Raw genomic sequence first — 17,989 nt, forward strand, 5'->3', positions numbered from 1 at the left:
CGCCCTGTGCCACCTGCCGACCCATCATGTCCGTGACCCCCTGCCGCCTTGCAGGAGTGAATCACGCCCTCGTCACCATCGCAAGCAGCCATTTTTCAACAGTCTCGTTCGGTAATGGAATATCGGCAACTGGGATCGTCCGGCCTGCGCGTGCCAGCGCTGTCGTTCGGCGCGGGCACGTTCGGCGGTAAGGGCCCGCTGTTCAGCGCCTGGGGCACAAGTGATGCCGCCGAGGCGCGGCGGCTGGTCGACATCTGCCTAGACGCAGGGATCACGCTGTTCGACACCGCGGACGTTTATTCAGATGGCGCGTCGGAACAGGTTCTCGGGGAAGCGATCAAAGGGCGGCGCGGTGCCGTCCTGATTTCGACCAAAACCGCCCTGCCGATAGGAGACGGCCCGCAGAATTGGGGCGCGTCGCGGGCGCGGCTGATCGGCGCCGTCGAGGCGGCGCTGCGACGATTGGGCACCGACCATATCGACCTGCTGCAGCTTCACGCCTTCGACGCCTCCACCCGGGCCGATGAGGTGATGGGCACGCTCGACCGGCTGATCGCCGCGGGCAAGGTCCGCTATGCCGGCGTCTCCAATTATCCCGGCTGGCAGATCATGAAGGCGCAAGGTCTTGCCGATCGCCATGGCTGGCCCCGTCTGGTCGCGCATCAGGTCTATTATTCGCTGATCGGCCGGGCCTATGAATGGGATTTGATGCCGCTGGCGGCCGACCAGGGCGTCGGTGCTCTGGTATGGAGCCCGCTCGGCTGGGGCCGGTTGACCGGCAAGATCGGACGCGGACGACCGATCCCGGCGGGCAGTCGCCTGCACGACACCGCGAAATTCGCGCCCCCGGTCGAGGACGAACACCTCTACCGCGTCGTCGATGCGCTGGAGACGGTGGCGGGCGCGACGGGCAAGACCGTCCCCCAGGTCGCGATCAACTGGCTGCTGCGGCGGCCGACCGTGTCGTCGGTCATCATCGGCGCCCGCAACGAGGCGCAGTTGCGCGAAAATCTGGGGGCGGTCGGCTGGGCGCTGACGCCCGAGCAGATCGCCACGCTTGATGCAGCGAGCGACGTACTGCCGCCCTATCCGCACACCCCCTATCGGCAGCAGGAGGGTTTCGCCCGCCTTGCGCCGCCGATGGTCTGAGGGAGCCAGGATCATGAAGTTCAATCTCGGGCTAATCTCGCTGGCGGTCGGCGCCTTCGGCATCGGCGTGACCGAGTTCGCGCCGATGGGCATGTTGCCGGTGATCGCCGGCGACCTGCGGGTGTCGATCCCCGCCGCCGGGCTGCTGGTTAGCGCCTATGCGATGGGCGTGCTGATCGGCGCGCCGCTGATGGCCCTCGCTACCGGGCGTATCGACCGGCGGACCCTCTTGATCGCGCTGATGGGCATTTTCACGCTCGGCAATGCCCTGTCGGCGGTGGCGGGCGGATATTGGATGCTGATGGCGGCGCGGGTCGTCACCTCGTTCAATCATGGCGCATTCTTCGGCGTCGGATCGGTGGTCGCCGCCAGCCTGGTGCCGCCGGACAAGCGCGCGGGCGCGGTCGCGGCGATGTTCACCGGGCTGACCGTCGCCACCATCGGCGGCGTGCCGGCGGCGACCTGGGTCAGCGAGGCGATCGGCTGGCGGACCGCCTTTGCCGGGATCGCAGGCGTCGGCGCGATCGCGATGCTGTCGCTTCGCCTCGCGCTGCCCCCGCTCCCCGCGACCGAGGGCGGTGACATGCGCACCGAACTGCGCGTGCTGACACGTGGGCCGGTGGTGATGGCGCTGACGCTGACCACGATCGGCTTTGGCGGCGTCTTTACCGTCTTCACCTATATCGTGCCGATCCTCCGCGATGTGACGCACGGCTCGAGCGGTTATGTCACCGCGATGCTGATGCTGTTCGGCGTCGGCGCGACGATCGGCAATGCGCTCGGAGGCAAGCTCGCCGACCATTCGGTCGACCGGGCGCTGATGACCATGCTCGCGGTCATGGCGCTGACGCTGCTGGCCTTTACGGTGCTGATGCAATGGCCGGTGACCGCCGCCGTCGCGATCCTGATCTGGGGCATCGCCAGCTTCGCGATCGTCCCGCCCCTGCAGATGCGGGTGATGGATACCGCATCGGAGGCGCCGAACCTCGCCTCGGCGATGAACATCGGCGCGTTCAACCTCGGCAACGCGATCGGCGCGGCTCTGGGCGGGGCCGTGATCGGGGCTGGGCTTGGATTACCTGCTGTGGCGCTGGCGGGTGCCGTAATGACGGCGGTGGCGCTGGCGATGCTGCTCGCATTCCGGCGTCAGCCCCGTGCAAGGGCCTGTCCATTCTAATTGGTTGTGTCGATGCGGACGAACTCGGCCAAACAGGGAGGATGTTGATCGCCGCGATCCGGTTAACGCGAATATCGGGAAACTTGCAACGAGGATTGGGCTACTTGATCAGGACGTTTCCACGCACTTCTGCCCTCACGGCGGCAAACACATCGACTCCGCGTTGGGCGCAGCAATAGTCGCAAGGGGCGATCAGCACGACGGCCCGAACGCTATGCAAGACGCGGTTCGCTACGCTTTGCCCGCCTTCGTTCGTCCCAAACGGCTCGGTATTCGACCCCCGAACTTTAGGCGGTTCGCGGGGCGGATACGGATCGGCAGGACCGGCGGGATATGTTCGGTCAGCGGCGTCAGATGTTTGAGCGCCTCCAGCTTGATCGACAGGTCCGCCTCGTCGTCAAAGGTGCGGGCCTTCTCGGTTTCGCCTTCATGCCCGAAGATGTTGCAGCGAACGCTGTCCGGCACGACGCCCTTTAGCATCGAGGTGGCGGTACGGCGGAAGCTGTAGACGTCCTTGTCCTTCCAGGCGCCGCCCACCTGATGCTGCTTTGAGAGAAAGGTCCACGCCTCGGCGTAGGGAGAGTTGAGGGAGGCATGGTCGACGGCGGCGGTGCTGCTGGCGAACTGATCCTCAAGGATTCGCTGCAATTGCCAGCGCAGCGCGTCGCTGAATACCTTCTTGAGCTGGTCGGGGCTCACACCCGACGACGGACCGTAACCCATGCGCAAAGCTTCCTCCGCAGAACCGAGACGCAAGGCAGTAACCCGCGCGTCTGTGAAGTTCATTGCGCCCAACGGTAACCCCAGCGGTAACCGTACGCCGCCAACCGTCATTTTCTTGCGCCACCAATAGCGGCTGCCGCGCAAACACACGTTCGATAAGCCCATTCCGCCACCCCAGTGGGTACAGCAAGGGGTACAGTCGGGGGTACAACCGTCTCTTATCGCCGTCGTTAAGACGCGAAATCAAGGACTTGCGAGCGGATGGTCGGGGAGACAGGATTCGAACCTGCGACATCCTGCTCCCAAAGCAGGCGCGCTACCAGACTGCGCCACTCCCCGACGCGCGGATGCCCTTAGCTTTTCCGCCGATCACAGCGCAACAGGTTTGTCCGACACCGGCAAAACCGGGCGGAACACGGCAGGAACCAGCGACGATAGTCCCGGAACAGTCCCGGGCCTTGCCGCTGATAAACTCGGACGCTCGTAAACTCGGACGCTCGCACAGGGCATGCCCGTCGGACGATCGCGATAGTCACCAACAATCTCCCTGGCAAGTTTCCAGGTCGGGGGTTACGCAAGCATTTCAAGCCAACGTTGAGAGCAGAACGAACCGAAATGACGCTCGCGCGCACTGACGAGCAACGGATGCTCGCTGAAACCCTTGACGCCACCCTTGCACGCGGCGGCAACAATTGGGTGACCGCGATTGAGGAAACCGGGCTCGATACGCTCGGCGTCGCGGAGGAAGATGGTGGGCTAGGACAGAACCTTAGGGACGCAGCCGTAGTTGCAGCAGCATTGGGCCGCGCCAATGCCGAGTTCCCCTGGGCGGAGCATTGGGCCGCCAAGCGCGCCGCTGCTACTGACGCGACAGCGGAAATGCTCACCGTGTTGCATTGTGCCGAGATCGTCGGACTATGCCGTACAATGCTGCGCGACGCGGCGCTGTTCTCTCGCGAGCGGCGCCAGTTCGGCGTTTCGATCGCGAGCTTTCAGGTGCTGCGGCATCGCATGGCCGATATGGCGATGATCCTCGAACAGGCCGATGCGATCACCAGTGCGGCGATCGACGCACTGGACTCGGCCGATCCACATTCAGCCCGCTTTGTCAGCGCGGCACGCGTGGTGTGTGACGATGCAGCGCGGATCGTCGGCGAGGGCGCGGTACAGATTCATGGCGCGATGGGGCTAACGGCGGAATTGAACGTCGGCGGATATTTTCGCCGCGCCCGTGCCCTGATGCAGGGCGACGGTGGCGCCCGCACTCACCTCTCCCGCTACGCTGCCTGATCTACCACCGCGCGCGCGATCAGATCGCGCTGGATCTCGTTTGATCCGGCATAGATGCTGCCAGCACGATTGTTGAGATAACGCGGCATCGCTACGGCGATCGCATCTGGCGCGTCCTCAATGGCGCCATCCCACAATGCCGCCATTTCCAGCGCGAGATGATCGAGCCGCTGCGACGTTTCAGTTCCCAGAACTTTGAGCATCGAAGGCCGGATTGCGTCGGACGGCCCATCGCCCTCCAGCGCCGCAAACTCGATCGCGCGCAAGGCATCGATCGCGATCGCCTCACGCGCCAGCCGCTCGCGATTGCCCTCATGATCCAGCCAGCCCGTTCGCGCCGCCGCATCACGGATCGTGTCGAGATGCGCTGCAAGGCTGGGCGCATATCGGCCACCCCGTTCAAACGTCAGCAGATGCTTGGCGACCGTCCAGCCGTCATTTTCGGCACCTAGCCGACCGACGACCGGCACGCGGGCATCGTCGAAGAACACCTGATTGAACTCATGCTCGCCGGCGAGCGTCAGGATCGGCGTCACGGTGATCCCCGGCGTGGCCATTTCGAGCAGTAGGAAGGTTATGCCGGACTGCGGCCGCCCTTCGGTGCTGGTCCGGACGAGGCAAAACATACGGTTCGCGAAATGCGCATGGGTCGTCCAGATCTTCGATCCGTTGAGTACATAGTCGTCGCCATCGCGCACCGCGCGCATGCGGAGCGCAGCCAGGTCCGATCCGGCGCCCGGCTCCGAATAGCCCTGGCACCAGTAATCCTGTCCCGACAGGATGCGCGGCAGCAGCGCCGCCTTCTGCTCGTCCGTGCCGTAGTGCATGATTACGGGTGCGACCATCTTCAGCCCCTGCGGCGGCAGCGAGGGCGCATGGGCGCGGGCGCATTCCTCGGCAAAGATATAGCGGCGGATGCCATCCCATCCCGGCCCACCATACTCCACCGGCCAGTCTGGAGCGACCCAGCCTTGCGCGTGCAATATGCTCTGCCAGGCCAGGGTGATATCGGGATGAAGGAATACGCTCGTCGCGCGTCGCGCCGCACGCGACAAATCGGGCGGAAGCTTCTCGCGCAGAAAGGTGCGCACCTCGTCCCGGAAAGCGCGCGTTTCAGAGGTCAGCAGGTGATCCATTCGCGCATCATGCGCGGAATGCAGCGCGTGTCCACCGAACAATAACGCGCCATTGCGGTATCGGCCAACCAATCGCTCCGCTATATCAGAAGAAGCCCCCGCCAAGCGCGAGGCGCACGATCGCGATAAGCAACACGAGCAGGTTGAAGTTGCGGCCCGAATCGCTCGACGAGATCATGCCGAACAGCGCGCCCACCGCCGCGATCGGCAATGCCGCCCAGTTGAGCCAGCCGAACAACGGCAGCACGCCGGGAATCGCAAACAGCAAAGCGACGAGGCCGATCAGGATCGAGAAGATATTGAACATGGGCGGCAACATGGGTCGCGCCGCAGTGTAGTGCAAGTGCAATACGGCACGCGTGTCAACGCTTCGGCAAGCAAGATAGGGCAAGTATCTTCGCCATGATCGAGCCGCGCCACCTCGCCAAGTTCCTCGCCCCGCTGCTGGCGATCACGCTAGCCGCGTGTGGCGACTCCCGCAGCGATACCGGCAACGCGGACGAACTCGACAATATGCTCGCCGCCACGAACGAGGCGAGTGCGGCCAACGATCCCGCGCTCCGAACTGCGCTGCGCGATCCGATCATGGTCGATCCCGCGCTGGTGCAGCAGGCAAATGCAGATGTAGTCAGGCCACCGGCACAACCGGCCAGCGGCGCTTTGCCGCCAGACGATATCGCGGCGCGCGGCGGCCCCGCCGAAAGGGATAGGTTGCGGCCGGCACCGGCGCCCGGCCCGTGCCCGCAATGCGCCGCCGCGCGGCGCGCATTGACGCTGGGCGCGCTCGCGGAAGGGCAGCACGCCACCGGGGATTGTGTCGCCAAGGTAAGGTATTCGGCCGTCTGGGCGAACCGATTGCCACCCGCAACGCCACTTTATCCGGATGCACGGGTGATCGAAGCAGCTGGTGCGGACGGCAATGGCTGCGCGCTTCGCATCGTGAATTTCGCCAGCGGAGCGTCGCTGCAGCGCCTGCTGGCCTGGTATTACACCAAGGCCGGCGATGCCGGTCTTTCGGCACAGCATGGCATGGATGGAGCGGATCATGTCCTCGCCGCCTCGACACCCGGCAAAGGCGCGCTGTTCGTGATGTTCCGGCCCCGGGCGGGCGGCGGCACCGAGGTCGATCTTATCGCCGACCGCGGCAACTGATCCCCTTCCCTTCCGCCGCCGCGCCTTTCACGCTAGGGCGGCGCGATGCAGAACCTACTCATTGTCATGCTTGGGGGCGCCTTCGGATCGGGCGCGCGGCATCTGACCGGCCGGCTGATGCTTGCGCTGCTCGGGCCAAACTGGCCATGGGGAACGCTGACGGTGAATATCGTCGGCGGACTGCTGATGGGCCTGCTCGTCGGCACACTGGCGCGCTTCCCCACGGTGAGCGGCGAAGGCTGGCGGCTGCTGCTCGGCGTTGGTGTACTCGGCGGATATACAACCTTCTCCTCATTCTCGCTGGACGTGGTGGCGATGATCGAGCGCGGGGCCTGGGCGGGGGCGCTCGCCTATGTCCTGGCGTCACTGTTCGGCGCGGTTCTGGCAGTGTTCACGGGTCTGTTCATCATGCGCGCGGTGACGGCATGAACGATGCCGTCCGCCAGTTCACGGTCGCGCCCGATGACGATGGCATCCGCGTCGATCGCTGGTTCAAGCGCCATCTGCCCGATACGAGCTTCACCATCGTCGCCAAATGGGCGCGGACCGGGCAACTGCGGTTGGATGGCGCGCGCGTGGGGCCGGGCGATCGCGTCACCGTCGGTCAGGTGCTGCGCGTGCCGCCGGCCGAGCCGTTACGCGCCACGACACGCCCGGTGCGCCAGCGGGCGCCGCTGTCTGATGACGAGATCGCGTTTGCGCGCGAGATGGTGATCCACCAGGATGCCGCCGCATTCGTGCTCAACAAGCCCCCTGGCCTGGCCACGCAGGGCGGCACCAAGACCACGGCGCATGTCGACGGCCTGCTCGACGCGCTTCAGTTCGAGGCGGAGGGGCGACCCAAACTCGTCCACCGGCTTGACAAGGATACCTCGGGCGCGCTGCTGGTAGCGCGGACCGCGCGCGCCGCGGCGTTCTTTTCAAAGGCATTCTCGGGGCGTTCGGCCAAGAAGGTTTACTGGGCCCTGGTGGTCGGGGTGCCGTCGATCGAGGATGGCACGGTCGATCTGCCGATCGCCAAGCAGCCCGGAACTGGCGGCGAGAAAATGCACGTCGACGAGGCGGAAGGGCAGCCTTCCCGCAGCCGTTATCGGGTGATCGAGCGCGCGGGCAATCATGCGGCCTGGGTTGAATTGCAGCCATTCACGGGGCGTACCCACCAGCTTCGCGTGCATATGGCGGCGATCGGGCACCCGATCGTTGGCGATGGCAAATATGGCGGCGCGGCGGCGTTCCTCACCGGTGGGATCAGCCGGAAGATGCATCTGCACGCGCGGCGCATCCGCGTCGATCACCCGGACGGCGACAAGATCGACGTGACCGCCGCACTTCCGACCCATTTTGCCGAAAGCCTGAAGAGCCTGGGCTTCGACGAGGCGCTCGGCGACAACATGCCGGCTGACACACGCCCCCCGCCCAGCCGTGAGGAGAAAAAGGCGAAGGCGCGCGCCCATGCGAAAACGGTGCGCAAGGCCCGGCGCGGCGAACGGCGCGGACGTGGCACCGAGCGCGACTGATGTATTCCGACACCCTATCCGCGCAACTGTAGCGGCGTCGCATCTCGTCACGGGGGAAATGCGACCGGCGCGGACGGGCCGGCGGTGGAGCATGCGCCGGTGACGATCGACACGGCGGGCAATTTCACCTTTCATCCGTCGTGCATCAACCGGGCCATGCCGATTTCGGGCATCACGCGGGCAATCGCCAATTCTGGCGGATCAGATGGCGACATGCAGCTACGTCGTCGTCGAGGTAGGGTAGTGCTTCCGCTTTCGCTGCGCCCGCAAGGATCAGATGAGCGGCGCGCCGAAAAAGCCGAGCGCGGCGATCGCGAAGAGCATCGCAGAGAGCGCGCCGGTCAATCCGCACAACACATAACCGGTATATTGCACCACCGGCGGGTTCGGACGCCGCATTTTCGCGTTGCGCGACGCGCCAGACAACACGAAGCTCATCAACAAACCATAAGTGAATACCATCGGGCCGACCATCTGCCAGCGTCTCCATATCCAAATGTTGAAAGCCGGCGTGCCCCCCCGGCCCGTTCAGCCCATTGCTTAACCATAGCAGGAGGTACTTACCAAGCCGTTCACGCTACACCCGGCGTCCGCGCGATACGGTTCGTCGCGATGGCTGGCGCGCGCGTCGTCGATCGGTCATAGGCCTGCTATGGCCGCCCCCAATCAAGATCCCGCCAAGGTCCGCTGGTTTTACATCACGCTCTCCCGCCTGGCCGCCTCGGGCGGAGCGGTGCTCGGCGTGATCCTCCTCGCAGAAGGCGACACTGTCTGGCGGAGGGTACTTGGCGGCGCGATCGTGCTTTCGGCGATGGCAATGATGGCAATCGTGCCGCGCAGCCTTGCGAAGCGCTGGCGGACACCGCCGGAATGAAGCGCTTCTGGAACGAGGTGTCGCTGGACGAGGGCGGCGGCGTGCTGCTTGACGGTCGGACGGTGCGCACGCCGGGCCGCGCGCGGCTCGCGCTACCCACAGCGGCCTTGGCGGAGGTGATAGCCGAAGAATGGCGCGGAGTTGCCGAAACCCTCGATCCGCGCTTGATGCCTCTGACCGGGCTCGCCAACGCAGCGATCGATCGGATCGCACCGGATCCCGCTCCATTCGTCAAAGATATCGCGCGATATGCAGAGAGCGACCTCACCTGCTATCGAGCGGAGACGCCAGCCGAGCTGGTGGCGCGCCAGAAGGCGGCATGGAATCCGCTGCTCGACTGGGCGCGGCGTCGCTACGACGTGCATTTTGAGACAACCGCTGGCGTGATGCACGTCGATCAGCCCGAGGCGACGCTCGCACGGATCTCCGACGCTGTCGCGACGTATGATCCGTTTGCGCTTGCGGCCTTGCAAACGATCGTTGGAGCGACCGGCACGATCGTAGGCACGCTGGCGCTGGCGGAAGGTGTGATCGATCCCGATGCGTTGTGGCGCGCCGCGCAGATTGACGAAGACTGGCAGATCGAGAAATGGGGTGACGACGAACTCGCCACCCGCGCTCGCGAGGCGAAACGTGCGGACTTTGATGCGGCGACAAGGTTTCTCGCTGCGCTCACGCGGCGCTAGCTGGCGCGGCGCAACTTGCGAATGAAGCCGATCAGCCCGGTCTGTCGCGATCGCTTCAGGCGCTCCGCCGCCAGGATCGTGCGGACATGCTGGAAGCATTGCTCGACATCGTCATTGACCAAAACATAGTCATAGCCGTCCCAATGGCTGACCTCATTCGCGGCCCGCGACATGCGCCTGTCGATGATCTCGGTCGAGTCGGTCGCGCGCTTCAGCAGGCGCTGATGCAATTCCTCCATCGATGGTGGCAGGATGAATACCCGCACCACATCGCCGCCTGCGATCTGATAAAGCTGCTGCGCTCCCTGCCAGTCTATATCGAAGAGCACATCCTTGCCGGCCGCCAGCATCTTCTCCACCGGCGCCTTGGGTGTGCCATACCGTTCATCGAAAACATGCGCCCACTCCAGGAACTCGTGGGAGTTCGCCATTTCCCGAAAGCGATCTAGCGAAACGAAATGATAATCCGTCCCATCAACCTCGCCGGGGCGCATCGCGCGTGTGGTAGCGGAAACCGACATACAAAGATCGGCATCGTCCGCGAGCAATTTGCGCGCGATAGTGGACTTGCCCGCGCCCGATGGCGAGGACAGCACAAACAACACGCCGCGGCGCTTGAAACCGTGCGGATCGGGATGTGGGGAAGCGGCCATGCGCGCTACTGCCGCGCGCGCAGGGCATGCGTCAAGACGACATGGCGCGGCGCGGCGCGTTTAGGCGACGGTCGAGGCACTCCCAGTCTGCCGCGCCTTGTGCCGGTCGTAAGCCTTTTTCGCGACATAGGCCCCACCAACCGCCAGCCCAAGCGGACCCATACGCGTGACCGCGCGAGTCATAAACGCGCCGAGAATTGCACCTTTGACGCCACTTCCGCCTTCGCGGCGCTGTAGCTCGCTACCAACTAGTGCGCCAATAATAGAGCGAATCATTCGAATAACCCCTTAGAACTGCCTTGGAGCGAACAAGCGCTTCAGGCGCGTTCAGGTTCCGAGCATTGCCTCGGGCCGGACAAGGCGATCGAAAGTCGCGGCGTCGACCAGCCCGAGCGCCGTCGCTGCCTCGCGCAGGGTCAGTCCCTCCGCATGAGCATGCTTGGCGATCCTGGCGGCATTGTCATAGCCTATTTCTGGCGCGAGCGCGGTCACCAGCATCAGCGATCGATCAACCAGCTCAGCGATGCGCCGCTGGTTCGCCTCCAGCCCCTCGACGCAGCGTTCGGCAAAAGACGCCATGCCAACCGCAAGCAAGTCAATCGACCGCAACACTGCCGCACCAATTACGGGCTTGAACACGTTCAGTTCCAGATGCCCCTGCGCGCCGCCCACGGTGATCGCGACATGATTGCCCATCACCTGCGCGGCGACCATTGTAAGCATTTCGCATTGCGTGGGATTTACCTTGCCCGGCATGATCGAACTGCCCGGCTCGTTCGCCGGCAGATCAAGTTCGCCGATGCCGCAGCGCGGGCCGGAGCCAAGCAGGCGGATGTCGCTGGCAATCTTGGTGAGCGCAACCGCCAGTGTATTGAGCGTGCCTGATAGGTGAACAAGCGGATCGTTCGAGCCGAGCGCCTCGAAAAAATTCTCCGCCGGAATAAAAGCTTCGCCGGTAATGTCGCGCAGCGCGGCGCAGAAATCCTCCGCGAAACCCGCGGGTGCGTTCAGTCCGGTACCAACCGCCGTGCCTCCCTGAGCCAGCCGCAGCGTGCCATGTTCGATTGCCGGCTCTATCCGGCGACGACAACGATAAAGCTGGTTCGCATAGCCGGAAAACTCCTGCCCGAGCGTGAGAGGTGTGGCATCCTGAAGATGGGTGCGCCCGATCTTCACGATATGCACCCAGGAATGCGCCTTGATATCAAGTGCGTCGTGGAGCCGGTTTAGCGCCGGGAACAGGCGCTCGCGCACGCCAAGCGTCGCCGCGATGTGGAGCGCGGTGGGGAAACTGTCATTCGAGGATTGCCCGCGGTTCACATCATCATTGGGATGCACCGGCGACTTGCCACCGCGCTGGCCGGTCAGAATCTCGTTGGCGCGGCCCGCGATCACCTCATTGACGTTCATGTTCGATTGTGTGCCGCTGCCGGTCTGCCAGATTACCAGCGGGAACTGATCGTCATGGTCGCCGGAAGCGACTTCGGCCGCCGCCTGCTCGATCGCATCGGCCTTGTCCGCGGAGAGGCCGTGGTTGCGATTTACCCGGGCGGCCGCCTGCTTTACCAGCGCGAGTGCTCGGGGGATGGCGATCGGCATCCTTTCGCGGTCGCCGAATGGGAAGTTCTCGATCGATCGCTGCGTCTGCGCGCCCCAATAGGCCTGGGCCGGCACCGCGATCGCGCCGATCGAATCGGTTTCGGTGCGGCTGTCGGTCATCCGTGCTCCACGATGCACGGCCGCATGGCGCAGGTCTGTCCCGCCGCGGCCGGTCTATTTCTTGCGCTTGAAATCGACCGCCACGACGTTCGATCCATCCTCGACCGGCGTTGCGGTCGGGCCGTCGTTCTCCGCCGGATCGTGGCCCCCCGGACCGTCCTCCGGTCCTTCGGCCGCCTGGAAGCGCAATTCGAAATTCACCGCCGGATCGTGAAAGCCGGTGACCGCCGAATACGGGATCAGCAGCTTCGACGGCACCTGGTTGAAGCTTAGGCCGACCGAGAATTTCGTGTCGTCGACGGTCAGATCCCAAAAGCGGTTCTGCATGACGATCGTCATCTCGTCAGGGAAGCGCTCGATCAGACGCTTCGGGATATCGACGCCCGGCGCCTGTGTCTTGAACGTGATGTAGAAATGATGCTCGCCCGGCAGCGTGCCGCCGTTCTCCGCGACCGAGCCGAGCACGCGGCCGACCACAGCGCGAAGGGCTTCCTGCACGATCTCGTCGTAAGGTATCAGGCTATCAGGCGCGGAATCATCCATATGGCGGCTATGGGTAGCGCGGTCGCGGGCGTGGTCAAGCAAAGCTTTCCTTCCCAAATGCCGCACGCGCGCTATGGAGCGCGGCCATGCGCACAGCGACCATAACCCGTGCCACCAGCGAGACGGACATCGCCGTCACCGTCAATCTCGACGGCAGCGGCCAGTATGACGTGGAAACCGGCATCGGCTTTTTCGATCATATGCTGGAGCAGCTCGCTCGCCATTCGCTGATCGATCTTTCCGTACGCACGAAGGGCGATCTGCACATCGACCAGCACCATACGGTCGAGGACACCGGCATCGCGATCGGCCAAGCCATTGCTCAGGCGCTCGGCGACAAGCGCGGCATCCGCCGATACGGCGATGCTTTGTCGCCGATGGACGAGACGCTGACGCGCGTCGCGCTCGACATTTCCGGGCGACCGTGGCTGGTGTGGAATACGGAGTTCACCCAGAAGCGCCTGGGCGAAATGGATACCGAGATGTTCAAACACTGGTTCCATTCCTTCGCACAGGCCGCCGGGATCACGCTCCACGTCGAGACCCTGCATGGCGAGAACAATCACCATATCGCCGAAAGCGCTTTCAAGGGCCTCGCCCGCGCGTTGCGTCAGGCGGTGGAGATCGACCCGCGCAAGGCGGATACCATCCCCTCGACGAAAGGCATGTTGTGATGCCGGCCGGAAAATATCGCGCGGAGGGGCACCTGAGCCTGATCCTGCTCGATTACGTAAAGCCGCTCGAAGATGTCGATGCGCAGATGGAGGCGCATGTCGCCTTTCTCGAACAGGGCTTCGAGCAAGGCGTTTTCGTCGTGGCTGGTCGTCGTGAACCGCGTACTGGCGGGGTGATCCTGTGCCGCGGCGTTGCAGAGGATATCGAGGCGCTCGCGCAGACCGATCCGTTCGTCGTCAGCGGCGTCGCGACCGCCGAAGTGGTTGAGTTCAAGGCTAGCTTCGCGGTCGATGCGGTCGCCCGCCTCGCACGATGACGCTGGCGTTGGTCGATATCGAGTCGGGCAACCTCCGCTCGGTGGAGAACGCGCTACGGACGGCCGGTGCACGGGACGTGGTGATCACCGCCGACCCGGACGTTATTGTGCGCGCGGAACGCATCGTCCTGCCCGGAGTCGGCGCATTTGGCGCGTGCGCGGCGAATTTACGCAAGGTCGATAGTCTGCAGGCGGCGCTGACGCAGCGCGTGCTGAACGACGGCGCGCCGTTCCTCGGCATCTGCGTCGGTATGCAACTGATGGCGGAGACCGGCGAGGAAATGGGCACGCACCAAGGCCTCGGATGGATCGCGGGCCAGGTCCGCCGGCTCGCCCCAGAAGACCCGGCCGCGAAAGTGCCGCACATGGGGTGGAACGATGTAACCCCGCTCGCCTCGACGGGGTTACTGGAGGCAGGCGAAGCGTATTTTCTGCACAGCTACGCGTTCGAGGGCGAGAATGTCCTCGCGCGCACCGATCACGGCGGGCCGGTGACGGCGGCGATCGGCCGGGACAACATGCTCGGCGTGCAATTTCATCCCGAAAAGAGCCAGCGCTACGGCATCGCGCTGCTCGAACGATTCCTAGCGTGGCGCCCATGACCCTGATCGTTTTTCCTGCCATCGACCTCAAGGCTGGTCAGGTCGTTCGCCTCGCCGAAGGCGATATGGATCGCGCCACCGTCTACGGCGACGACCCTGCTGCGCAGGCGATGCAGTTTGCGGACGCCGGCGCACAACATCTCCATGTCGTCGATCTCGACGGCGCTTTCGCGGGAGAATCCGTGAATGGCGCGGCGGTGCGCACGATCGTCGAACGCTTCCCCGGTCACGTCCAGCTCGGCGGCGGCATCCGTACACCCGGCGCGGTGGAGGCGTGGTTCGATCTCGGCGTGGCGCGGGTGGTGATCGGGACGGCGGCGCTGGAGAAGCCACAATTCGTCCGCGACATGGCCAAAGCCTTTCCCGGTGGGATCGTGGTCGCGGTCGACGCGCGCGACGGCATGGTCGCAACGAAGGGCTGGGCCGAGGTTTCCGATGTCCGCGCCACCGATATGGCGCGCCGCTTCGAGGATGCCGGGGTGGCCGCGCTCCTGTTTACCGATGTGGGGCGCGACGGGCTGCTCAAGGGGTGCAACGTCGAGGCCACCGTCGATCTCGCACGATCGGTCAACATTCCGGTGATCGCCAGCGGCGGTGTGAAAGGCATCGGCGACATTCACATCCTTGCGCTTCATGCGCGCGATGGTGTGGAAGGCGTCATCACCGGCCGTGCGCTCTATGACGGAAGGCTCGATCTCTCGGCCGCGCTGTCTGTTGCGAGCGCTGCCGGATGACCGTTCGTGCCCGTGTCATCCCGTGTCTCGATGTGGCGAACGGCCGTGTGGTGAAGGGCGTGAACTTCGTCGATCTGAAGGACGCAGGCGATCCGGTGGAGCAGGCGCGCGCCTATGATAGTGCGGGCGCGGACGAGCTCTGCTTCCTGGATATAACGGCCAGCCACGAGGGGCGCGACACGATCCTGGACGTGGTACGGCGCACGGCGGCGGTGTGTTTCATGCCGCTCACCGTCGGCGGCGGGGTGCGGACAGCGGAAGATGCGCGCGCCTTGCTGCTGGCGGGCGCGGATAAGGTGGCGGTCAACTCCGCTGCGGTAACACGGCCGGAAGTGGTGTCCGACATTGCGAACCGATTTGGAAGCCAATGCTGCGTGGCAAGCGTGGACGCGCGCCGAAGCGGCGATCGCTGGGAAGTGTTCACGCATGGCGGCCGCCGTGCGACCGGGATAGATGCGGTGGAGCACGCATTGCGCCTCGCCGGTCTGGGCGCGGGCGAACTGCTTATCACGTCGATGGACCGCGATGGCACCCGCGACGGCTACGAGCTGGCGCTGATCCGCACGATCGCGGACCGGACGAAAGTGCCCGTCGTGGCCTCGGGCGGCGTTGGCAGCCTGAAGGATCTCGTCGCCGGCGTGACGGAGGGGCACGCCTCCGCCGTGCTGGCCGCATCGATCTTCCACTTCGGCGACGCTACGATCGCGCAGGCACATGCTGCGCTGGCGGCGGCTGGCGTGCCGGTGCGGACATATGCGGGCTGATTGACCCCCACTCCTGGCCGAGAGGGGCGTCCCAGCCGCTGTCCGCAGGCTGACGAAGCTTGAAACGACCTGATCCAGTTTATCAGCGCATTTGTCGCCCGTCCTACGAACGCGCAAAGCGCCCTAGCTGCGCTGAGGAAGAGGCGCTTGGATAATCTCCCCACTCACTGTGCATGATCGTGCTGAGCCAATGTCGCACATGCGCTCCGCTACCATGTAAAACGCAGAAGCCGGCAAGGCGAACAACACGAACGGCGCCGAGCCGAAGACGTGCCCCGGCCAGCGGTTAGGTCGTGACGGGTTATCCACGCACATGTGGTCGGGCCGCATTAGCTGTCCACAACTGTGGCGACGCCCGTCACCGTCGCCCAAACAGCTTCTCGATATCGCCATGCGCCAGCTTCACCCAGGTCGGTCGCCCGTGATTGCATTGCCCGGAGTGCGGCGTGACTTCCATCTCACGGAGCAGCGCGTTCATCTCCGCGACCGAAAGCACCCGCCCCGCCCGAACCGAGCCGTGGCATGCCATCGTACCGGCGACAGCATCGAGACGTTCGCGCAATGACAGCGCCTCGTCGAATGCGGCGAGTTCGTCGGCAAGGTCGCCGACCAGTCCCGACGGATCGCCGGCGCCCAACAACGCGGGCATCGCGCGCACCAGGATCGCGCGCGGCCCGAAGCGCTCGAGCTCCAACCCCAGTTCGGCAAGTTCCGTCACCCGCGCCTCCAGCCTGTCGCACGCCGGCTCGTCCAGTTCGATGACCTCGGGGATGAGGAGCGCCTGCGATGCGACCCGCCCGTCCGCGAGCGCGCGGCGCATCCGCTCCAGCACCAGCCGCTCGTGCGCCGCATGCTGATCGACGATGACGAGGCCGTCCTCCGCCTCCGCGACAATGTAAGTTTTGGCGACCTGCCCACGCGCCACGCCCAACGGATGATCCTCGCGCTCCGGCGGCGGTGCCCACGCCGGCTCGGCACGCGCCTGTGGCGGCGGCGCGGCGAAGCTCGTGCGCCGATCCGCGACCGACATCCCCGCGGGTTGGGGCGGCGGAGCCCAGATCGTTTGCTGATACTCTGCCGGGCGCGCGATCGGCTCGCTCCGCCACATCGCCAGCGCATCCTCCGCCGCGCGGTTCGACACGCGATGCCCCGCGCCATCGAGCGCACGGCGAATGCCGCTGACGATCATGCCCCGAATCATTGCGGGATCACGGAAGCGCACTTCTGTCTTGGCGGGATGTACGTTCACGTCGACCTGATCGGGCGGCACCTCGAGAAACAGCGCCACCACCGCATGGCGGTCCCGCGGCATCATTTCTGCGTAAGCGCCGCGAATCGCGCCGATCAGCAGCCGGTCCTTCACCGGACGCCCGTTGACGAACAGATATTGGTGGTCGGCGACACCGCGATGGAAGGTTGGCAGCCCTGCGACGCCACCCAGCACGACACCCTCGCGCTCCAGATCGACCGCGACCGAATTCTCCGCCAGCGCGCGATCGGTCAGCAGAGCGACACGGCCGGGGCGGCCCTCCGCCTGCAATGCGGCGAGCGCGCGGCGGCCATCGTGCTCCAACGTAAAGGCGATATCCGGCCGCGCCATCGCCAGCCGCCGCACCACATCGAGGCAGGCGGCATATTCGCTCCGGGTCGAGCGCAGGAACTTTCGTCGCGCCGGCACCCGCGCGAACAGGCCGTCCACCACGATCCGCGTGCCGAGTGGCAGGGCGGCTGGCCCTTCGCGCACCAGATCGCCATTATCGATCGTGCGCGCCCAGCCGTCGCTGCCGCGCGGGCGACTCTCCAGCGTCAACCGCGCGACGCTGGCGATAGAGGGCAGCGCCTCTCCGCGAAAACCGAGCGTTGAAACCGCATCGATATCGTCGTCGGGCAGCTTGGACGTCGCATGGCGTTCGCAGGCCAGCGCCATTTCCCCAGGCGTCATCCCGCAACCATCATCGGCTACCTCGATCCGCTCCGTCCCGCCGGCGGCGAGCGCAACACTCACGCGCGTCGCACCGGCGTCGATCGCGTTCTCCACCAGTTCCTTCAACGCGCTGGCCGGTCTTTCCACCACTTCACCGGCAGCGATGCGGTTGACCAGGTGCTCGGGTAAACGTCGTATTGACACGACAACTCCCCTAGCCCAAGCGGCGGCATCCCGCGACCCCGTGAGACGTAGATATATGCGTATCAATTACGCCTTGCGACGGCAGGCGTGGGATGCTTGGCATATCGTGCCGCGATTCTGACGCGGCGACTCGGGGACGGAATTTACCGAA

At 65.1% G+C, this 17,989-nt stretch carries 21 protein-coding genes and 1 tRNA gene; 13 read left to right on the plus strand and 9 right to left on the minus strand.

Annotation, left to right across the window (positions count from 1 at the left end; genetic code table 11):
• Positions 1 to 114: 114 nt before the first annotated feature.
• Both FFS35_RS00005 and FFS35_RS00010 read left to right on the plus strand, forming a co-directional pair.
• A complete protein-coding gene (locus tag FFS35_RS00005; protein ID WP_137785075.1) occupies positions 115 to 1,149 on the plus strand; it encodes an aldo/keto reductase in 1,035 nt (344 codons plus the stop codon).
• 13 nt (positions 1,150 to 1,162) lie between these two features.
• On the plus strand, positions 1,163 to 2,326 hold the full coding sequence (locus FFS35_RS00010) for an MFS transporter (protein WP_137785076.1): 1,164 nt from the start codon (positions 1,163 to 1,165) through the stop codon (positions 2,324 to 2,326).
• Positions 2,327 to 2,557: 231 nt separating this feature from the next.
• Here the strand turns inward: FFS35_RS00010 and FFS35_RS00015 are convergent, their stop codons facing one another.
• Together FFS35_RS00015 and FFS35_RS00020 are read right to left on the minus strand one after the other, a co-directional pair.
• The gene (locus tag FFS35_RS00015; protein ID WP_137785077.1) at positions 2,558 to 3,049 is read right to left on the minus strand and encodes a hypothetical protein; all 492 of its coding nucleotides are present in this window, start codon (positions 3,047 to 3,049) and stop codon (positions 2,558 to 2,560) included.
• Positions 3,050 to 3,311: 262 nt separating this feature from the next.
• Positions 3,312 to 3,388 (minus strand) — tRNA-Pro (locus tag FFS35_RS00020).
• A 276-nt stretch (positions 3,389 to 3,664) separates the two neighbouring features.
• Between FFS35_RS00020 and FFS35_RS00025 the strand changes: the two genes are divergently transcribed.
• Entirely contained in the window at positions 3,665 to 4,339 is a 675-nt protein-coding gene (locus tag FFS35_RS00025; RefSeq protein ID WP_137785078.1) for an acyl-CoA dehydrogenase family protein, read from the plus strand.
• On the opposite strand, the gene FFS35_RS00030 is transcribed toward FFS35_RS00025, so the two are convergent.
• Entirely contained in the window at positions 4,327 to 5,475 is a 1,149-nt protein-coding gene (locus FFS35_RS00030) for an acyl-CoA dehydrogenase family protein (RefSeq protein ID WP_137785079.1), read from the minus strand. The genes FFS35_RS00025 and FFS35_RS00030 overlap by 13 nt on opposite strands.
• Before the next feature lie 85 nt (positions 5,476 to 5,560).
• The gene (locus FFS35_RS00035; RefSeq protein ID WP_349290313.1) at positions 5,561 to 5,794 is read right to left on the minus strand and encodes a hypothetical protein; all 234 of its coding nucleotides are present in this window, start codon (positions 5,792 to 5,794) and stop codon (positions 5,561 to 5,563) included.
• Between the two features lie 83 nt (positions 5,795 to 5,877).
• On the opposite strand from FFS35_RS00035, the gene FFS35_RS00040 reads away from it, so the two are divergent.
• The 3 genes from FFS35_RS00040 to FFS35_RS00050 are packed head-to-tail and all read left to right on the plus strand — an operon-like array spanning position 5,878 to position 8,144.
• A complete protein-coding gene (locus FFS35_RS00040) occupies positions 5,878 to 6,627 on the plus strand; it encodes a hypothetical protein (protein WP_137785080.1) in 750 nt (249 codons plus the stop codon).
• 45 nt (positions 6,628 to 6,672) lie between these two features.
• The gene (crcB, locus tag FFS35_RS00045; RefSeq protein ID WP_137785081.1) at positions 6,673 to 7,056 is read left to right on the plus strand and encodes a fluoride efflux transporter CrcB; all 384 of its coding nucleotides are present in this window, start codon (positions 6,673 to 6,675) and stop codon (positions 7,054 to 7,056) included.
• A complete protein-coding gene (locus FFS35_RS00050) occupies positions 7,053 to 8,144 on the plus strand; it encodes an RluA family pseudouridine synthase (RefSeq protein WP_137785082.1) in 1,092 nt (363 codons plus the stop codon). The genes crcB and FFS35_RS00050 overlap by 4 nt, the downstream gene beginning before the upstream one ends.
• A 273-nt stretch (positions 8,145 to 8,417) precedes the next feature.
• On the opposite strand, the gene FFS35_RS00055 is transcribed toward FFS35_RS00050, so the two are convergent.
• Positions 8,418 to 8,618, minus strand: coding sequence for a hypothetical protein (locus tag FFS35_RS00055; protein ID WP_137785083.1), 201 nt, complete (start codon positions 8,616 to 8,618; stop codon positions 8,418 to 8,420).
• 178 nt (positions 8,619 to 8,796) lie between these two features.
• On the opposite strand from FFS35_RS00055, the gene FFS35_RS00060 reads away from it, so the two are divergent.
• The gene (locus FFS35_RS00060; RefSeq protein ID WP_137785084.1) at positions 8,797 to 9,018 is read left to right on the plus strand and encodes a hypothetical protein; all 222 of its coding nucleotides are present in this window, start codon (positions 8,797 to 8,799) and stop codon (positions 9,016 to 9,018) included.
• Positions 9,015 to 9,704, plus strand: coding sequence for an ATP12 family protein (locus FFS35_RS00065; RefSeq protein WP_137785085.1), 690 nt, complete (start codon positions 9,015 to 9,017; stop codon positions 9,702 to 9,704). The genes FFS35_RS00060 and FFS35_RS00065 overlap by 4 nt, the downstream gene beginning before the upstream one ends.
• On the opposite strand, the gene gmk is transcribed toward FFS35_RS00065, so the two are convergent.
• From gmk to FFS35_RS00085, 3 genes are all read right to left on the minus strand, one after another.
• On the minus strand, positions 9,701 to 10,357 hold the full coding sequence (gene gmk, locus FFS35_RS00070) for a guanylate kinase (protein ID WP_137785086.1): 657 nt from the start codon (positions 10,355 to 10,357) through the stop codon (positions 9,701 to 9,703). The genes FFS35_RS00065 and gmk overlap by 4 nt on opposite strands.
• A gap of 327 nt (positions 10,358 to 10,684) precedes the next feature.
• Complete coding sequence (gene fumC, locus FFS35_RS00080) at positions 10,685 to 12,076, minus strand: class II fumarate hydratase (protein WP_137785088.1); 1,392 nt, start codon at positions 12,074 to 12,076, stop codon at positions 10,685 to 10,687.
• A gap of 54 nt (positions 12,077 to 12,130) precedes the next feature.
• Positions 12,131 to 12,619, minus strand: a complete 489-nt coding sequence (locus FFS35_RS00085; protein WP_137785089.1) for a ClpXP protease specificity-enhancing factor SspB — start codon at positions 12,617 to 12,619, stop codon at positions 12,131 to 12,133.
• A gap of 86 nt (positions 12,620 to 12,705) precedes the next feature.
• Between FFS35_RS00085 and hisB the strand changes: the two genes are divergently transcribed.
• The 5 genes from hisB to hisF are packed head-to-tail and all read left to right on the plus strand — an operon-like array spanning position 12,706 to position 15,710.
• Entirely contained in the window at positions 12,706 to 13,293 is a 588-nt protein-coding gene (hisB, locus tag FFS35_RS00090; RefSeq protein WP_137785090.1) for an imidazoleglycerol-phosphate dehydratase HisB, read from the plus strand.
• Positions 13,293 to 13,610, plus strand: coding sequence for a YciI family protein (locus FFS35_RS00095; protein ID WP_137785091.1), 318 nt, complete (start codon positions 13,293 to 13,295; stop codon positions 13,608 to 13,610). The genes hisB and FFS35_RS00095 overlap by 1 nt, the downstream gene beginning before the upstream one ends.
• A complete protein-coding gene (gene hisH, locus FFS35_RS00100; protein WP_137785092.1) occupies positions 13,607 to 14,212 on the plus strand; it encodes an imidazole glycerol phosphate synthase subunit HisH in 606 nt (201 codons plus the stop codon). The genes FFS35_RS00095 and hisH overlap by 4 nt, the downstream gene beginning before the upstream one ends.
• Positions 14,209 to 14,946, plus strand: coding sequence for a 1-(5-phosphoribosyl)-5-[(5-phosphoribosylamino)methylideneamino]imidazole-4-carboxamide isomerase (gene hisA / locus FFS35_RS00105; protein ID WP_137785530.1), 738 nt, complete (start codon positions 14,209 to 14,211; stop codon positions 14,944 to 14,946). Before hisH ends, hisA begins: the two co-directional genes overlap by 4 nt.
• On the plus strand, positions 14,943 to 15,710 hold the full coding sequence (hisF, locus tag FFS35_RS00110) for an imidazole glycerol phosphate synthase subunit HisF (RefSeq protein WP_137785093.1): 768 nt from the start codon (positions 14,943 to 14,945) through the stop codon (positions 15,708 to 15,710). Before hisA ends, hisF begins: the two co-directional genes overlap by 4 nt.
• A 358-nt stretch (positions 15,711 to 16,068) precedes the next feature.
• On the opposite strand, the gene mutL is transcribed toward hisF, so the two are convergent.
• On the minus strand, positions 16,069 to 17,838 hold the full coding sequence (gene mutL / locus FFS35_RS00115) for a DNA mismatch repair endonuclease MutL (protein WP_137785094.1): 1,770 nt from the start codon (positions 17,836 to 17,838) through the stop codon (positions 16,069 to 16,071).
• Positions 17,839 to 17,989: the final 151 nt, after the last annotated feature.

It is taken from the genome of Sphingomonas sp. 3P27F8 (assembly GCF_005502745.1).
Taxonomy (GTDB): Bacteria; Pseudomonadota; Alphaproteobacteria; order Sphingomonadales; family Sphingomonadaceae; genus Sphingomonas.

What these genes read in the sequence shown, in the direction of transcription:
- fumC (WP_137785088.1), bottom strand. Translation starts at nt 12,076, where the DNA reads ATGACCGACAGCCGCACCGAAACCGATTCGATCGGCGCGATCGCGGTG.
- crcB (WP_137785081.1), top strand. Translation starts at nt 6,673, where the DNA reads ATGCAGAACCTACTCATTGTCATGCTTGGGGGCGCCTTCGGATCGGGC.
- FFS35_RS00025 (WP_137785078.1), top strand. Translation starts at nt 3,665, where the DNA reads ATGACGCTCGCGCGCACTGACGAGCAACGGATGCTCGCTGAAACCCTT.
- FFS35_RS00055 (WP_137785083.1), bottom strand. Translation starts at nt 8,618, where the DNA reads ATGGTCGGCCCGATGGTATTCACTTATGGTTTGTTGATGAGCTTCGTG.
- hisF (WP_137785093.1), top strand. Translation starts at nt 14,943, where the DNA reads ATGACCGTTCGTGCCCGTGTCATCCCGTGTCTCGATGTGGCGAACGGC.
- FFS35_RS00015 (WP_137785077.1), bottom strand. Translation starts at nt 3,049, where the DNA reads ATGGGTTACGGTCCGTCGTCGGGTGTGAGCCCCGACCAGCTCAAGAAG.
- FFS35_RS00085 (WP_137785089.1), bottom strand. Translation starts at nt 12,619, where the DNA reads ATGGATGATTCCGCGCCTGATAGCCTGATACCTTACGACGAGATCGTG.
- FFS35_RS00010 (WP_137785076.1), top strand. Translation starts at nt 1,163, where the DNA reads ATGAAGTTCAATCTCGGGCTAATCTCGCTGGCGGTCGGCGCCTTCGGC.
- FFS35_RS00030 (WP_137785079.1), bottom strand. Translation starts at nt 5,475, where the DNA reads ATGGATCACCTGCTGACCTCTGAAACGCGCGCTTTCCGGGACGAGGTG.
- FFS35_RS00005 (WP_137785075.1), top strand. Translation starts at nt 115, where the DNA reads ATGGAATATCGGCAACTGGGATCGTCCGGCCTGCGCGTGCCAGCGCTG.
- hisA (WP_137785530.1), top strand. Translation starts at nt 14,209, where the DNA reads ATGACCCTGATCGTTTTTCCTGCCATCGACCTCAAGGCTGGTCAGGTC.
- FFS35_RS00065 (WP_137785085.1), top strand. Translation starts at nt 9,015, where the DNA reads ATGAAGCGCTTCTGGAACGAGGTGTCGCTGGACGAGGGCGGCGGCGTG.
- gmk (WP_137785086.1), bottom strand. Translation starts at nt 10,357, where the DNA reads ATGGCCGCTTCCCCACATCCCGATCCGCACGGTTTCAAGCGCCGCGGC.
- FFS35_RS00050 (WP_137785082.1), top strand. Translation starts at nt 7,053, where the DNA reads ATGAACGATGCCGTCCGCCAGTTCACGGTCGCGCCCGATGACGATGGC.
- FFS35_RS00040 (WP_137785080.1), top strand. Translation starts at nt 5,878, where the DNA reads ATGATCGAGCCGCGCCACCTCGCCAAGTTCCTCGCCCCGCTGCTGGCG.
- hisH (WP_137785092.1), top strand. Translation starts at nt 13,607, where the DNA reads ATGACGCTGGCGTTGGTCGATATCGAGTCGGGCAACCTCCGCTCGGTG.
- FFS35_RS00095 (WP_137785091.1), top strand. Translation starts at nt 13,293, where the DNA reads ATGCCGGCCGGAAAATATCGCGCGGAGGGGCACCTGAGCCTGATCCTG.
- FFS35_RS00060 (WP_137785084.1), top strand. Translation starts at nt 8,797, where the DNA reads ATGGCCGCCCCCAATCAAGATCCCGCCAAGGTCCGCTGGTTTTACATC.
- FFS35_RS00035 (WP_349290313.1), bottom strand. Translation starts at nt 5,794, where the DNA reads ATGTTGCCGCCCATGTTCAATATCTTCTCGATCCTGATCGGCCTCGTC.
- hisB (WP_137785090.1), top strand. Translation starts at nt 12,706, where the DNA reads ATGCGCACAGCGACCATAACCCGTGCCACCAGCGAGACGGACATCGCC.